The organism is Desulfovibrio sp. MES5, assembly GCF_002237645.1.
Lineage (GTDB): Bacteria > Desulfobacterota > Desulfovibrionia > Desulfovibrionales > Desulfovibrionaceae > Desulfovibrio.
The window spans coordinates 152,405-167,175 of sequence record NZ_MJUZ01000032.1 but is presented as its reverse complement, the minus strand read 5'-3'; the positions used below and the strand labels follow the sequence as shown (position 1 = coordinate 167,175).

The window sequence follows — 14,771 nt, the reverse complement described above, 5'->3', positions numbered from 1 at the left end:
TTATTTCCTTCTGAAGCGGGCGTCCCACTTGTTGTTGCCCGCGCCTTGCTCTCTGCCTTTGCACTGCGTGGTGTTTTCGCTGCCGGTGCACTCCACCTTCTGAGGAACATAGACGCCGCCGCGCGGACATTTGGCCTGTCCGGATTCAAAATTCAGCCCGTTGCCCTGGAAGCGGGCCGAGGCGGGGCCGCTGCACACCTGACCGTTTCGCTCACGCACAAAACGGCGGCCATTGCCCTTTTTGTCAAAGCAGTACTCCGCAATGATAGGCTCATTGGAAGGATGGGAATACAGACCTGTCTCGCTGGTCCAGCAGCCTTCAAGGAAGCTCAGATCGTTTTTCTTGGCCGCATCTTCAGGGATGGTCAGATCCTCATTCTTTTTCTTGGGCTTTTCCGGCTCTTTGGGAGGCTCCACCGGCTTGGGTTCCGGTTTGGTTTCCGGTTTTTGCTGTTTCGGTTGTTCCTTGGGTTTTTCGGGCTGCGGGGGAGCTACCGGGGTTTCCCCAAGGAAAGGTTCCACCATTTCTGGTTCCGGCGCAGGCTCCACGGGTTCCGGCTTCTTTTCTTCCACCGGGGGAGTCACAGGTTTCACGGGTTTGCACAGCGCGGCCCGTTCCTGAAGCTGGTTCCACAAAAGGGCCAGTTCGTCATCCAGGGAGGCTGCGCGTTGTTCTTCAGCGGCGAGCTTCTGGCGGTCTACAGGCATGCAGCCAGCAGGCAGGGGCGAAGGCAGAAAACCCAGTGCCGCGCCCAGAAGCCAGAGCAGAAGCAAAAGCAGTAATAGCGGCAGCAGCCAGGGCAGGCAGCCGCCCCTCACAGGGGCAGCAACTGGAATGACCGGGGCTGCAGGCGACGGGGAAGGTATGGCCGCGCCAAGACGCGTCAGGTCCTGGGGCAAAGCTCCCGGACTGCCGGGGGCAAAGCCCCAGTTGATCAGTACTGGCTGGCCGTTCACAGACCAGACGTCTTCATCTGAAGGGTGCTGCAAAGCCTGTTGCAGCAACTGCCCTGAAAGGGCCTGACGGGCCTGGACGTCGGCAGTAAGATTCTGCGCCAGGGCGGCGATATCCCGGGCAAGAGCCGCAGCCTTGAGGCGGAGGGCATTGGCTTCAGTATCCGCAAGGTCTTTGAGGGGAACCGCCTGACCCTGTCCCTCGGCATACCAGTCTACGGTATTGCCCTCGGCGTCGTGCTGCGGCTCGGCCAGCAGGGCTGCGTGCTCTGGCCCGAGCTTTTGCAGTAAAATGGCTTTAAGCTGGGCGTGGCAGTCTGTGGCCAGGATTCCCTGGCTGGCAAGCGCCCGCATGGGCCCGCGCTGGCTTACGGCTATGCGTATGCTCATGGCTTGCCTCCCTGCGCGCCCTTGACCCCGTCAGACGCTGTTTGCGCCTGATCGGACTTTTGCGCGGGTTTTACCCCATCGGCTTGAACGGCGGGTTTTGATGCCCCTTGATCTCCGTCAGACGGCGCAGCCATGGTGAAGGACACTCCGGCTGCCTTTAAAAATTCTGCCAGACTGGTGCTTACAATAGCCAGACTGGACTGCCTGTAGGATTCTTCGTCCAGTTTGATGAAGGTATTGATGCCCACAACCTCGCCCTTATCGTTAACAAGCGGGCCGCCGCTGTTGCCCTGAGACACCGTCGCCGTATGGACGATAAGGGCTGGCTTGCGCTCAAGAATGACGCTGACCACGCCGTCGGTGTAAACCACTTCGGGGGCCGCCGCTGCGTTGCCCTTGAGCAGGGCCAAAAACTGGGGATCGTCATTGGTTACTGCGCCAGGGAAACCCCACGCGCTGACTCTTTCAGTGCGCCAGACTTCGTTGGTCAGCGCCAGCGGAGTGACGGCAGGCCCGTCCTCTACCTCAAGTACGGCAAAATCGCGGCCATTGCTCTGAACTGCTCTCAAGACACGGGCAGGAAGGGGAGCGCCTGTGGCCTTGTTCACCACAACAGCCTTCTGGGCAGAGCCCACCACATGTGCATTGGTCACCACATGCCCCGGCGAGACAAAAAAACCGGAACCCATCGACAGACCTTCTTCACGCAAAGCCAGCACAAGAACAGTAGCCTGCTCCATAAGGGCGGCAAAGCCCTGAGGCGTTTTTGCCGGCTGTGAAGCCTGCGGAGTCGCGGGGGCGGTACGTGCCGCCGGTTCGGAAACTTCGGGCGAAACGCTGCCAGCTCTTGCAGCGCCATCAGCCAGAGGAGGCCATGCAATGCCGGGCGGTGGCGAGAGAAGGGGCAACTTTCGCTGCACTTCGCAGGGTTCTTCTTTAAGAAGCTGGCGCAAGCGCGCGATAAAGTCTTCGCGGGACTGGTTCTGCTTTTGCAACTCGGCGGTTTGGGACGCTATTTGTTCTTTAAGATTCTCCGCCGCTTGCCATTCTTTCCAGAAAAGCCAGGCAGCCAGAAGCAGGAGGCCCAAAAAGAATAATAGTCCCCAAAACAGGGGACGGCGATACCAGGGCACTGCGGAGGACGGTTGCCTTCCGTTTTGCGTTTCCTGCTCCGGGGCAGCGGGACTGGGCGTTTGACTCATGGTGACTCCGCGGCGTATCGCCGCAAAAATATTCACGCGCCCTGCCCGAAAAAGGGCAGGGCAACGCGAACGGGCGACTAACCAAGCAGGTTGTTGACGGTTTGTTCGTAGCTGTTCATGCGGGCGTCCACATCGGTACGCGTATTTTCAAGCTCTTTGCGCGAAGACTTCCATTCCGATGCCTGCGGGCTCAACGTGGCCTGCTTGGCGACAGGTTTGGACTTTTTGGAGCCAGATGCAGATGAAGAGGCGACCGGCTGTTCCGTGGTGGTTTCGCCAGCCAGAACGCGCTCGTATTCACTGTCTTTTTGCGCCATGGCAGTCGACGTGTCCTTGAGAATGAACGCCGTTTCTTCAAGACCACTGCGGATTTCATTGTAGCGATCCTGAAGGTCAAAGCGGGTGAGCTGGCCAGCCTTGAACTGATCGACCGCCAGCTTGAACTGCTGGTCGTAGCACTTGGCAGCCAGTTTGGCGGCGGCTGTGGCGCGGTTCATGCTGGCAGCCTCGGCGCCCATCTGGCGGTTGTATTGCGCCAGATAGGCAGCGTCACGCTGTCTTTCCTGCGACTTGCCGTAGATGTTGCCGCCAACAGCGCCAGCGGCGCCACCAGCCACAGCGCCAGCCAGCGCCCCCTCCACCTTGCCTGTGGCGAGCCCGCCGATGAGCGCGCCAAGCAGCGCGCCGCCAGCAGCGCCAGCAGCCGTGCTTTTGCCGGTGCTGTTCTCGTCCTGGCGCAATTGGGCTACAGGTTCATAGCACTGGGGATAGTAGTTTACCTTGGTTTTCTGCTCGCCGTAACGGCTGGTGCAGCCAGAAAAAAGCAGGCTGCCCGCAAGAAGCAAGATAAGAGGAAGATATACGCGCCGCTGCATGCCACGGCCTCCTGATTAGAGTTGAGGAAAGTCATCACTTCTTTAATGATACTGCAAATTCATGCAAAACAGCAAGTCCCGGCGGGGCAGGAGGTTGTGGGGGTGGGCGGACAGCCACGCAACCCCGTGGCCTTTGATGGTAAACTGCAGGGGGTATCAGAAGGGATTGGGCTTGCGAAGATTCATTCTCAAAATGTATCGCATGCTGGTTCCGGCGTTTGCGCGCCGGTTATCACCCCGCATCCATCACTTCCGTATTTTCTGTCATCATGGTTGCTGTGCTGGCGAGCCGTTACGCACAACATATTTGACAAGGGCCAGGCAGTGGTTAAACATCACGTTCGGCGTGTTTGGGGCTGAGTTGTTTAACGGTTCGTAAATATTGCCGACGGGTTCATTTGGACAGGCGCACTGCAGCCTTTTTTTGCAACATGCTACCTTGTGAGTCATCATGGCTTTTTCAGCTTCCCGCGATGCCAAAACTACCATTGCCTGCCCCAACTGTGCAGACAAACTTCATATCACGCGTACCTGCCATGAAGTGTTTATGCGCTGCCCATCCTGCAAGGCTGAATTTCCCTTGCAGGGATATATCAAACAGGCTGACGACGCCATGGAAAGCTTTTTGGAAAACGTATACTGCAACAGAATCTGAAATCAGCTTTGTTCTAGACCAGATTAACTTTGAAATGCTTCACATTTCAAAGTTGTCATTCGGCCGAAAAATGTGATTTTCGGCTGAATCCACGCCACGTTGTGGCGCGCTGCACTCTTGTACAGCGCTAGAGCATTTAAATTTTTTCAAAGTTAACATGCTCAAAATGCGGGTTGGTACTTTGCGGGCCGACTCCGGCCACCGCTCTGCCTGCGGCCACGCCGCTGGCCCAGGCCCAATGCAGGTTGTACCCCCCAAGCAGACCGGCCACGTCAAGGATTTCTCCCGTAATATGCAAATTGGGGCAGCAACGGCTGGCCATGGTCTGCGGGTCTACCTCACTGACGGGTACGCCGCCAAGACAGACTTCTGCTTTTTTCAGCCCGGCCACTCCTGCGGGCAGGATCCTGTGCCTGTGAACAGCTTCTTCCAGTGAAGCGCGGACAGCGCGTGACAGTTCTGCCGCCTTGCGTCGTGCGCTTTCCTGCGGCAACAGGGCATCGACCAGCCGTTGCGGCAGCAGCCGGGTCAGCAAGGCCCGCGGGGTCTGCCTGCCCGACTCGTGATCATCCAGAAGCGCCTTGAATTTTTGCGCAGGGAGAAAGTCGACGCAAACCTCCATGCCTTCTTCCCAGTACAGGGACGCCTTGAGCGCGGCTGGCCCGCTCAATCCTTCATGGGTGAAGAGGAGATGGTCCTGCCACTGCTGTTTCCCTACAAAGATGCACACCGGCAGGCTGATGCCAGTGAGGGCCGTCAGGGGATGGTTTTGAGGCAGAATCAGCGGGCTCAGGGCCGGACGTGGCGGCACCATGCTGTGCCCGAGGCTCTGGGCCAGTCTGTACCCCTGGCCGCTGCCGCCAACCTGCGGCCACGCCGGGCTGCCCATGGCAAGGATGACATTTTTTGCCTGCCAGACGCCCAAAGCCGTTTGCACTTCAAACATGCCGTCAACAAGGGTGACAGATTCCACAGAGTTCTTGCATTCCACGCGGCATCCGCGCTGACGGCAATCTTCCAGCAGAGCATTAACCAGTCTCTGCGCGGGAACCGTCAAAAAAAGTTGCCCGTGTTCCCGCTCTTCAAACGGTAAATGCCATTGGCGTACAAGGCGCATCATGTGCGCGGAAGTAAACGACCGCAGGGCAGGAGCGCAAAAATCACTGTCAGGCGCGCCACAGCAGCGATAACTTGCCGTATCAACCCGGCGATTGGTGAAATTGGCCTTGCCGCCGCCGCTGACGGCCAACTTGCGGCCAGGCACCGCCCCGCGTTCGATCACGACCACCTTCAGGCCACGCCCGGCAGCTTCTCTGGCGCACATGAGCCCGGAGGCGCCTGCCCCCAGAATCAGCACGTCTGCGGCGTTCTTGCCAGAGTGGCGGCTGCGCCCGCTATCAGCGTGCGGGTTACGCAGGGGTGTGGGAAGCGTGGATTTTGTTTCGCCGCTGAAATTTGACAGCGCTTTTCGGGGAGCGTTATGTAACTGGTTTGTCTGCATGGAGTAAAAGTATACGAGTCGGCAAGGTCTGCCAAGGCGTCTCATGCAGGGCCTGCCCCAGGCTGACAAGAAAAATGTTCACGGATAGAGAGGATCATGCCCCTACTTCCCCCAACTTACGCTTGCCCCTGGTTTATGACCAATGCCCATGTCAACACCATGTGGCCGTCGCTTTTCCGACCGCAGCCCCCGGCTTCTGCCAATATGTCGCGACAACGCATTGATACGCCTGACGGTGACTTTTTGGACATTGATCTGCATCCGGCCTCTGACGCGCCAGGTCGAAAATTCGGCATGGGTAAGGCCGTTGCCATTGTGTCGCACGGTCTTGAGGGCAACAGCCGCCGTAAGTACGTCCTTGGCATGGCTGCAGCGCTGCGGGCTTTGGATTTTGACGTACTGGCCTGGAACATGCGCTCCTGCTCTGGCGAGCCCAACCGCACGTCCCGCCTGTACCACATGGGGGAAATTGAAGACCTTTCCACGGTTGTGCGCTTTGCCGAGACCTTCAACCGTCCCTTGCTGCTGGCGGGTTTCAGCATGGGAGGCAACCAGATATGCCGCTACCTGGGGGGGGATACGGCGTCTTCACAGGTCAAGGCGGCGGTAGCCATTTCGGTGCCGTGCGACCTGTCAGCTGCTGCGCCGATTATGGATGGCCCTGCCTGCCGCATATATATGTGGTATTTTTTACGGACACTGCGCGAAAAAGTGCGCTACAAGGCCGCCCGTTTTTCTGGATATCCGTCTGTGGAAGGGCTGGAGTCCATTCGCACGTTTGCCGAGTTTGACAGGCGTTTTACCGCCCCAACATTCGGTTTTTCTTCTGCGGAAGATTATTGGAAAAAAAACACTGTGTTGCCTGACCTGCCGCGCATACGAGTTCCCACCTATCTTTTGCTGTCTGCGGACGACCCTTTCTGTGCGCCATCCTGCTACCCGTGGGACACGGCGCGGGCAAGCCGAGACCTGTTTCTTGAAGTTTCAGCGCACGGCGGGCATGTGGGTTTTGTCCAGGCTGGCGGCATGTACTACAGCGAACGGCGCGCGCAGGATTTTGTCCGTGGGCTGGTGGAGCAGGGCGTCTTCAACTGAAAATCCTGGGTCTAGCTGTACGTGCCCATGCCCCTAACCCGGCGGGAGTTTTTCAACAGGCCCGGCTGCGCCGCGACGCCTGAAGCAGCATGCCTTTGCAACAAGGCCGTGGCAGTCTTAAAGGTTGCAACGCGCCTGTTACTGAGCGCGATTGCCAACGCAGCGACAAAAATTGCCAAAGTTGCAACGTGCACGCTACTGCTGTTGCCAGCAGAGGTACATCGAGCCGCCGTTTTCACGCAAGGCCAGCTCAGGCAGCCGCCAAAGCAATGGTAACGGGAACCTGTTCTACCCCTTGCCTTTTGCCGCCAGTTTTTTCTTGGTCAGGCCAGTGGCCGTGGCTGTAAAAGGGTCTTCTGGCCAGGGATGGCGCGGGTATCGGCCACGCATTTCGCTGCGCACAGCGGGGTAGCCGTTGCGCCAGAAATGCGCTAGATCGCGGGTGATCTGCAACGGCCGCCCTGCGGGAGAGTTCAGGCGCAGGAGCAGGGGCACGCGCCCTTGGGCTATGGTCGGGGTATCCTTGCAGCCAAACATTTCCTGCAACTTTACGTCCAGGGTCGGGCCGCCTTCCTCGTCATATACAATGGGCTTTTGCGCGCCGGAAGGAACCTGCCAGTGCGTAGGCGCGAGGGTTTCAAGCTGTCGCCGCAAATGCCCCGGCAGCAATCCACGCAGGGCGTCGAAAAATGCGGAAGCTGACAGGCCCGCCAGGGACGCGCACCCTTTCAAAGCAGGAGCAAGCCAGTCTTCAAGGTTGTCCAGCAAGGCGGCATCGTCCACGAGCGGCCAAGGGTCGCCGTCCAACTGCCGCAACAGGCTCACGCGGGCGCGCCACTGGCGGCTTTGGTCGTCCCAGGGCAAGCAGTCCAGCCCCTGATCGCGCACGTACGTGCACAAAGCCGCTGCAGCCTGCTCCGGCTTCGGGCGTGGCAGGGGCGTATCCTCAAGCAGCAGGGCCCCCAGCATCCGTTGATGGCGGGCCGATACCTGGCCAGAGTCGCTGACGCGCACCGTGTCTTTCTCAATAATTTGCTGAGCAAAAAGCCTGTTGACAGCTTCTGAATCAAGGGCCGCAGCCAGACGAACGCGGCCATGCGGCAGCGCGCCATCCACATGCGCGACCGCCAAAAAATCCTGACGGGCCAGCGTGTCTGCTTGCGAGAGAAGGGCCGATCGCCCGTTGCGCATGCGGTAGGCAGCCATGGGCGAGCCCCCGCGATTCACGGTGTTGAGACTGCCTGCCTGAAGCATGGCCACCTGTTCCGGCCAGGCGACGGCAACCAGCATACCCACTGACTCCATATCCGAAAGGGCGGCAGCAAATAATGTCTCGGTAACTTCAGTCAGGCGGCCATCAGCGGAGGTAGCCGCAGAGCCGGACTCGCAAGCCCCTATGTAACGGGTCAGGCGAAGGCTTTGGCGGCGAATGCGTTGGCGAAGCCCCTGCTGTCCCCGATCATCTCTGTCCCGGCGTGGCTCCCGGCTGCCTGTCTGGCGGCTATCTGGCTGGCGGCACAGCCAATCAAGGCGGCGCGTCAGATCAGAGTCCTGCCTGTTCTCAGGAGAGCGCTTCTGGCCGTCAGGCGCGGCAGCCAGCGGATCCCTTTCTTCCAGCAATGCCGCGAGACAGCATGCCAATGGACCATGACCGTGCGATGCGCCCCATAGCAGCATGCGAGCGGTTCTGGGAGCGAGAGGCAATTGGGCCATGCGCCGTCCCACATCTGTCGGCTTTCCTGCGCAGTCGAGCGCCTCCAAAGATTCAAGGCACTGACGCGCCACGGCAAAGTGCGCCGGGGGCGGCACATCCAGCCATGCCATTGCGGCCGGGTCAGAAACTCCCCATACTGACAACTGCAAGAGCAGGCCCGTAAGGTCGGCATCCAATATTTCCGGGCGGATATGCGGACGCATGCCTTTTTCTGCTTCAGCGGGCCATAGGCGGCAGCAGATGCCGGGTTCTGTTCTTCCGGCGCGTCCGGCGCGCTGAGCGGCCCCTGCCAGAGATACGCGCTCCGTCACCAGTCTGGACATGCCGCTGGCCGGGTCAAACCGTGATAGCCGAGCCAGCCCCGCATCAACCACCATGCGGACGCCCTCAATGGTCAGCGATGTTTCGGCAATGGAGGTTGCCAGCACCACTTTACGTTTTTGCGCAGGGGCTGGCGCTATAGCTTCATTCTGGCTGGCGGACGACAGGTTTCCGTATAGAGGGCAGAGCAGAACATCCGGCGGCAGGCGGTCTTCCAGCAGGTTCATGACCTGTCGGATTTCACCTGCACCCGGCAGAAAGGCCAGTAAACTCCCCTTTTCTTCACGCAGCAGTGCAAGAATCAGATGGGCCATATGCTGCCACAGGGCAGACGCGCCCGTCAGACCAGCTGCAGCCCCGTTTATTCTTCCGGATCGGGCAGGCAGGGGGATGTGCCGCATCTCCACAGGATACGCGCGCGTTTGGCATTGAATTGCCGGGCAATGCCCCATCAGGCCGGAAACGGCCTGAACATCAAGCGTGGCGGACATAACCAGAACGCGCAAATCAGGACGCAAAACCGCCTGGCTTTCAAGGCAAAGCGCCAACCCGGTGTCTGCAGTAAGCGAACGTTCATGAAATTCGTCAAAAATGATGCAGCCAGCATGGGGCAGGTCGGGATTTTTCTGCAACAGGCGGGTAAGCACGCCTTCGGTGACTACTTCAATGCGCGTATGACGGCTTACACGGCTTTCATCACGCATGCGCAGCCCGATGGTGCGCCCAACTTCTTCATTGAGAAGAGAGGCCATGTACTGCGCAAGTGCCCGGGCCGCGACTCTGCGCGGTTCAAGCATAATGATGCTGCGGCCTTCAAGCCATGGCGCGCCAAGAAGCCATAGTGGAACGCGGCTGCTTTTGCCAGCGCCGGGGCTGGCGCTGAGAACAAGGTTGCAGCCCGCATCCAGCGCGGCAAGAAGCGCCTGACGCTCTGTATCAAGGGGGCAGGGCGGCAGAACAGGTAGGTGAGCGACGTGGGCGGCAGGTTCAGTCATTCGGTGCTGCGTACTGTATAAGAACGTAAAGTTCAAACAGCTTTTTTACTGGCAATCCTTCTCGCGTCAGTGTATTGACACAGGAAAGGATGACCGGCGGAGAAGAACTCATGGAGTTAAACAAAAGCGGCATTATCGGGCAGAGTACAAGTCTGGCCGAAGTATTTAAAGTTCTGGGCAAGGTTGCGCCCACAGACAGCACCGTGCTTGTAACCGGGGAATCGGGAACAGGCAAGGAGTTGCTGGTGCGTGCCCTGCATTCCAACAGCTGCCGGCATGATAAACCCTTTGTGCCCATCAACTGTGGGGCCATCCCCAAAGAATTGCTGGAAAGTGAGCTTTTCGGGCATGAAAAGGGCGCTTTTACCCATGCAATCCGCTCCCGCCCAGGCCGTTTTGAAGTCGCGGACGGGGGCACCATCTTTCTTGATGAAATAGGCGAGATGGACCTGAGCCTTCAGGTCAAAATTCTGCGCGTACTCCAGGAAAAAGAAATAGAGCGCGTTGGCGGCAGCGGCTGCAAGAAAGTTGACGTGCGTATTGTGGCTGCCACCAATCGTGACCTTGAGGTTGAGGTCGCCGCCGGGCGCTTTCGCGAAGACCTGTACTATCGCCTTAACGTCATTCCCCTGCACTTGCCGCCCTTGCGCGAAAGGGGCGGGGACGTGCTGGTGCTGGCCAAATATTTTCTGAACCTTTTTTGCTCCAAAAAAAAGCGTCCTACCCTCGTGCTTTCGCCCGACGCGCGCCGCGTGCTGGCTGCGTACGCCTGGCCCGGCAATGTGCGTGAACTTGAAAATTTTATGGAACGCCTGAGCATTCTTGTTGACGGCGATAGTGTTCGTCCAGAGGATTTGCCCAGAAAAATACTTGATCATGTTGGCGATATTGCAGCATTGCCTGAAGTTGACGAATGCGTTGAAGAAGTGGAAACCGTGGCGCACGAAGAATCCCGCCATGCCGTACCTGCTTCAAGCCAAGCTGCGCCGGTAATGGAAAATGATGTTCCAGATTCGCACTCTGCGCAGGTTGCCCCGCACAAGCCAGGGAGCTTTGTCTGGCCCGACCTGGCAGTGCTTGAGGCCCAGGCATTGAATCTTAAAGATTTTCTTGACGCTGTGGAAAGTCGTCTGATTGATGAAGCGTTGGGACGGGCTGAAGGCGTCAAAAACCAGGCCGCTGAGCTGCTTGGCATAAAGCGCACGACCCTTATTGAAAAGTTGAAGAAACGTAATGCATGACGGCGCATTTTTTGCATAATGCATGGCGGTTCCAGGTGCTTCAAACTTTCCGTGAAGTGTACGTGAATAAAAAGATACCCGCTGGCATAAGCCAACCTCATCTTCCTTTTAGCGAAGGTTTTGTCGTCAATCTGCGCCGTGTTCTGTGCTGGTTCGGGCGATCTTTTTGTGTTTTTCTTCTGGGGGTCGGAATCATCGGACTGAGCCCCTTTAACGCACACGCCCTTTCGTGGAGCTGGTCAGCGGCTGAAAATGGCGCTGAAAGGCTGCACCTGCAACTGGATGCTCCGGATCAGGTCAGCAGTCTGGCCCGTTCAGGCGGCAATTCCTTAACGCTTTACTTGAATTCTGATACGCACTCTGCGCCTGCTTTCAATCCTGACGGCCCAGTGCCTGCCCAGGGGGCTTTGCTTGAAAATGTCGGTCTTGTTGACGGCCACCTGCGTATTCTGCTTTCTTCCCGCACCGTGCGGCATGCTGTGCACCGCACAGCGCCCGACAAGCTGGATATAGAATTTTTTGCCGCCGGAATGGGGGTATCAGCCCCGTCGGATAAAGCCGCCAGTCTGGCAAGGGAAAAAAACTCCCAGGCCGCAGGCGCGGCCCAGCCCTCCGCGTCAGATGGGTTTGCTCATGACAAAGACTCCTTGGGCGTCCTTCATGACAAGGCGTTTGGCACAGCTTCAGGCACGCAAGCGTCAGCCTTTGCTACTGCTGGAACTACTGCAACTGCTGCAATTGGCCGCTTTGACAAAGCTTTTGTTGCAAAGCCGTCAGGCAGCCTGGCGGACGGCCTTGGCGAGACCTTACGGCGCACGCTTGGCAGTGAATCAACCCCGCCATTTTCGCAGTTGGCGCAGCTGAGCGAAAGCGCGTCTTCAAAAAAATCATCCCCATCCCGCCTTGAAGAATTTTCTGACAGGATCTGGGACTTCTTGGGATTTTCCGAAGCGTACGCGGCGCAGCAATCCGTTGATCCGACGGCTGCGGCCCCGGCCGACGCAGCCTCCGTGGCCCCGCAAAAGCTTGGAGAGCGGGGGAGCATGGTTGACCGGCAAACGGTGTTCGGTCAGATCAACACCGGGGGGCCTGAAAACTGGCCGGAAGACAAAGCGCTTTCCACTGTGACGGAGTCTCTGCACAATGCTGAACCCGCACGCGGCGACCAGCCCCAAGGCGAACCCGCCGTGCCCGCGCCGCAAACTACCGGTGCTGTTGCACGGCAAGAAAATGGAACTGATGGGTTAGCTGCCCATAATGAAGCGGCAGCCAATACTTCAGCAGGAGGCAAACTGCCTTCCGCCACTGATGTCCCCTCGTCAGGGGCTGCGCCAGCTTCAGGAGCGCCCGCTGAACCACAGAAAGGTGAAGCGCTGAAGGCTGAGCCACAAAAAGTTGAGCCGCAGAGGGAGGGACTGGCGCAAAAGAACGAACAGGCGCAGCCTGAAGCCGCAGGCGGCACTCCGTCTGCAACCGCTGCTGTTCAGCCGTCAGCTGCGCCAACTTCAACCCCTGCGCAGCCTGTGGAAAAAACGCCGCAGCCCGGTCCTGCCAAACAGGACAGTCCGTCTGGCTCTGTCGAGGTGTCCGGCAAGGTGAGCGAACAAACTCTGGGCCTGCCCTCGGGTCAGCATGCGCCCAAAGCCCCCGCCAAAGAGGCGGAAGAGCGCCCCGTCATTTACGTGGACGAACAGGGCAATCCAGTATCAAAGCCCATCAAGCCTGAAGTTGTGATGGAGGAAGCCGAGCGGCTCCTTCGCGAACGCAAGTATGTTGAGGCATTGCCGCAGCTTGAAAAGCTTAAGAGTCTCCCCGGAATCAGCCCGGAGATGCTTGAAAAAACACTCTACTATATAAGTGATTGCGCGTGGGCGCGCTATGCGGATAATCCGCTTGCGGGATATGAAGCCATTGTGTCCGCCACCAGTGAGGCAATGAACGCCAACCTGCGGTCTCCGCGCGTGCCCGAAGCCTTGCTGCGCCTGGGCCTGGCAAATGTTAACGTGGGCAATCTTGTGGATGCAGGCGGGTACGTTGTAGCCCTGTTGCGCCGCTATCCTGACTATCCTGGCGTTGCGCAGGGGTTCACCGCGTTGGGCAAGGCCCAATTGAAGCGCGGCCTCAATGAACGCGCGGAGCAGTCTTTTTCCATCGTTCTGGATAAGTACCCGGAATCTTCCTACTTGCAGGAAGCTTCCGTGGGGCTGGCCGAGGCCTTAAGCAATCAGAAAAAATTTCAGAATGCCCAGCTCATACTTGACTTCATAAGCAAGCGCTGGCCCCGGTACTATATAGACCAGCCAACGTTTTTACTTTTGCAGGCAGCCACGGACAAGGCCCTGGGTAAAATGCCTGCAGCCCTCAACCTGTACTGGCTTTACTACAATCTTGTGCCCGGTAATTCCGGCAATGACGTTCTTTTGCTGGAACTGGGCGATATTTACGCCCGGCAGGGCGTCTGGCCCACGGCGGAATTTGTTTACCGCTATGTCGAACGTCAGTATGCCGGGACGTCACCCGCAGCTCTGGCCAAGCTCCGCCTGGCAGAGAAGGGCATTTATGATTCGCCCATTTCTTATGCCGAGATGAGCACGGTGTTTGCCAAGGCAAGCAGTGGGGCATTGTGGAAGATATATCATGAGTTGGCCGCGAGCTCCAAAACGACGCCAGAGGCTGTACTGGCCCGTCTCAAAGAAGCCATGTGGCTGTATTGGGATAAAAAGTACACCGAAGCAATGGGCAAGGCCGCCGATTTTATCGACGCCTATCCTGACAATGCCAATGTCCCCGAAGCCCGTGACCTTATCTGGGAGGCCTTTCAGAAAGAACTGGCCAACTCCCTGGCCGAGAACAATTACGGGCGCATTCTGATACTTTGGAACGGATTTCCGCTTGTGCGCGAACGCTACGGCGCTCCTGACCCGCGCATGCGCTATGTTTTGGCCCAGGGACTGCTTGAGCGTGGAGATGAAGCGGCCGCACTGGCTATGCTGGCGGATTTTTTGAAAAGTCCTATGGATCCCAACTACGGCGAAGCGGCTTTTACGGAATTTTTCAACCGGTACCTCAAAGCTGGCGCATGGGATAAGGTGCTTGATCTTGGCAAACTCGTTTCCACTTGGCCCATGAACAAGCAGTTGCGTAACCAGCTTGACTACGCCATGGCCCTTTCTGCCCAAAATCTCAATCTTTCCGGCCCGGCGCTGGCCATGTGGGCACAACTGGCAGACAGGCCGGATATTCCACTGTATCAACGCGCCTACGCGACGTACTTTTTGGCGCGTGACGCTGAGGAACGAAAGGACATCAAGAACGCTTACGCGCTCAACCGCAAGGTCGTGGAGCTCTTTACCCAGTTGCAGGACGAACGTTCGGACAAGGCTGATCCGCAGCGCATCAAGGACGCTCTGGCCGCGCTTATGGACATCAGCGAAGTTGCCAATCGAGTTCCTGAAGCGCTGGAATGGGTCGAGCGCTATAATGCCTACGCGCCCCCGCAGTCGCCGGAATACCCCGGCTTGAGATTCCGCGAGGCGCGACTCTACCGCAAGCTTGGCGATTCCGCGCGTGCGCAGGCCCTGCTGGAAGATATTGTGCGCAACTATCCCACATCGCCGTTTGCGCAGGCTGCTGCCAGCGAACTGCGAACTTTTGAGGTTTCGCGCGACCTGCAGAATTTTCTGCCAGGCGCGGCCGCAGCGCCACAGGGATCCGCTACGCCACAGGGCACGGCTGCGCCACAAGGCGCTTCCGGACAATAAGAAGTTTTGCGCGAGCCCCGGCGCAACAGTATTTGTAGTTTTACAAATTATACCATTTTATTATGGT

The 14,771-nt window shown here is 58.2% G+C and carries 9 protein-coding genes; 4 read left to right on the top strand and 5 right to left on the bottom strand.

All coding sequences use genetic code 11. The annotated features are described in order from the left end of the window. From BCS36_RS09705 to BCS36_RS09695, 3 genes are all read right to left on the bottom strand, one after another. Nucleotides 1–1,344, bottom strand: a complete 1,344-nt coding sequence (locus tag BCS36_RS09705; RefSeq protein ID WP_291302693.1) for an SrfA family protein — start codon at nucleotides 1,342–1,344, stop codon at nucleotides 1–3. Then, nucleotides 1,341–2,546: a serine protease gene (locus BCS36_RS09700; RefSeq protein WP_291302692.1), complete on the bottom strand. Its 1,206-nt coding sequence runs from the start codon at nucleotides 2,544–2,546 to the stop codon at nucleotides 1,341–1,343. Before BCS36_RS09700 ends, BCS36_RS09705 begins: the two co-directional genes overlap by 4 nt. Before the next feature lie 77 nt (nucleotides 2,547–2,623). Then, the gene (locus BCS36_RS09695; protein ID WP_291302691.1) at nucleotides 2,624–3,421 is read right to left on the bottom strand and encodes a glycine zipper domain-containing protein; all 798 of its coding nucleotides are present in this window, start codon (nucleotides 3,419–3,421) and stop codon (nucleotides 2,624–2,626) included. Between the two features lie 451 nt (nucleotides 3,422–3,872). Between BCS36_RS09695 and BCS36_RS09690 the strand changes: the two genes are divergently transcribed. Then, a complete protein-coding gene (locus BCS36_RS09690) occupies nucleotides 3,873–4,076 on the top strand; it encodes a dual CXXC motif small (seleno)protein (protein WP_291302690.1) in 204 nt (67 codons plus the stop codon). A 136-nt stretch (nucleotides 4,077–4,212) separates the two neighbouring features. On the opposite strand, the gene BCS36_RS09685 is transcribed toward BCS36_RS09690, so the two are convergent. Then, the gene (locus BCS36_RS09685; RefSeq protein ID WP_291302689.1) at nucleotides 4,213–5,433 is read right to left on the bottom strand and encodes an aminoacetone oxidase family FAD-binding enzyme; all 1,221 of its coding nucleotides are present in this window, start codon (nucleotides 5,431–5,433) and stop codon (nucleotides 4,213–4,215) included. Between the two features lie 348 nt (nucleotides 5,434–5,781). On the opposite strand from BCS36_RS09685, the gene BCS36_RS09680 reads away from it, so the two are divergent. Further along, a complete protein-coding gene (locus BCS36_RS09680) occupies nucleotides 5,782–6,672 on the top strand; it encodes a YheT family hydrolase (RefSeq protein ID WP_367209377.1) in 891 nt (296 codons plus the stop codon). A gap of 288 nt (nucleotides 6,673–6,960) precedes the next feature. On the opposite strand, the gene hrpB is transcribed toward BCS36_RS09680, so the two are convergent. Continuing rightward, nucleotides 6,961–9,702 carry an ATP-dependent helicase HrpB gene (gene hrpB, locus BCS36_RS09675; protein WP_291302687.1) on the bottom strand — a complete coding sequence of 914 codons (2,742 nt, stop codon included), beginning with the start codon at nucleotides 9,700–9,702 and terminating at the stop codon, nucleotides 6,961–6,963. A gap of 110 nt (nucleotides 9,703–9,812) precedes the next feature. Here hrpB and BCS36_RS09670 point away from each other — a divergent pair, with 110 nt between their 5' ends. Both BCS36_RS09670 and BCS36_RS09665 read left to right on the top strand, forming a co-directional pair. After that, nucleotides 9,813–10,943, top strand: a complete 1,131-nt coding sequence (locus tag BCS36_RS09670) for a sigma-54-dependent Fis family transcriptional regulator (protein WP_291302686.1) — start codon at nucleotides 9,813–9,815, stop codon at nucleotides 10,941–10,943. A 62-nt stretch (nucleotides 10,944–11,005) separates the two neighbouring features. Further along, the gene (locus BCS36_RS09665; RefSeq protein ID WP_291302685.1) at nucleotides 11,006–14,704 is read left to right on the top strand and encodes a tetratricopeptide repeat protein; all 3,699 of its coding nucleotides are present in this window, start codon (nucleotides 11,006–11,008) and stop codon (nucleotides 14,702–14,704) included. Nucleotides 14,705–14,771 lie beyond the last annotated feature (67 nt).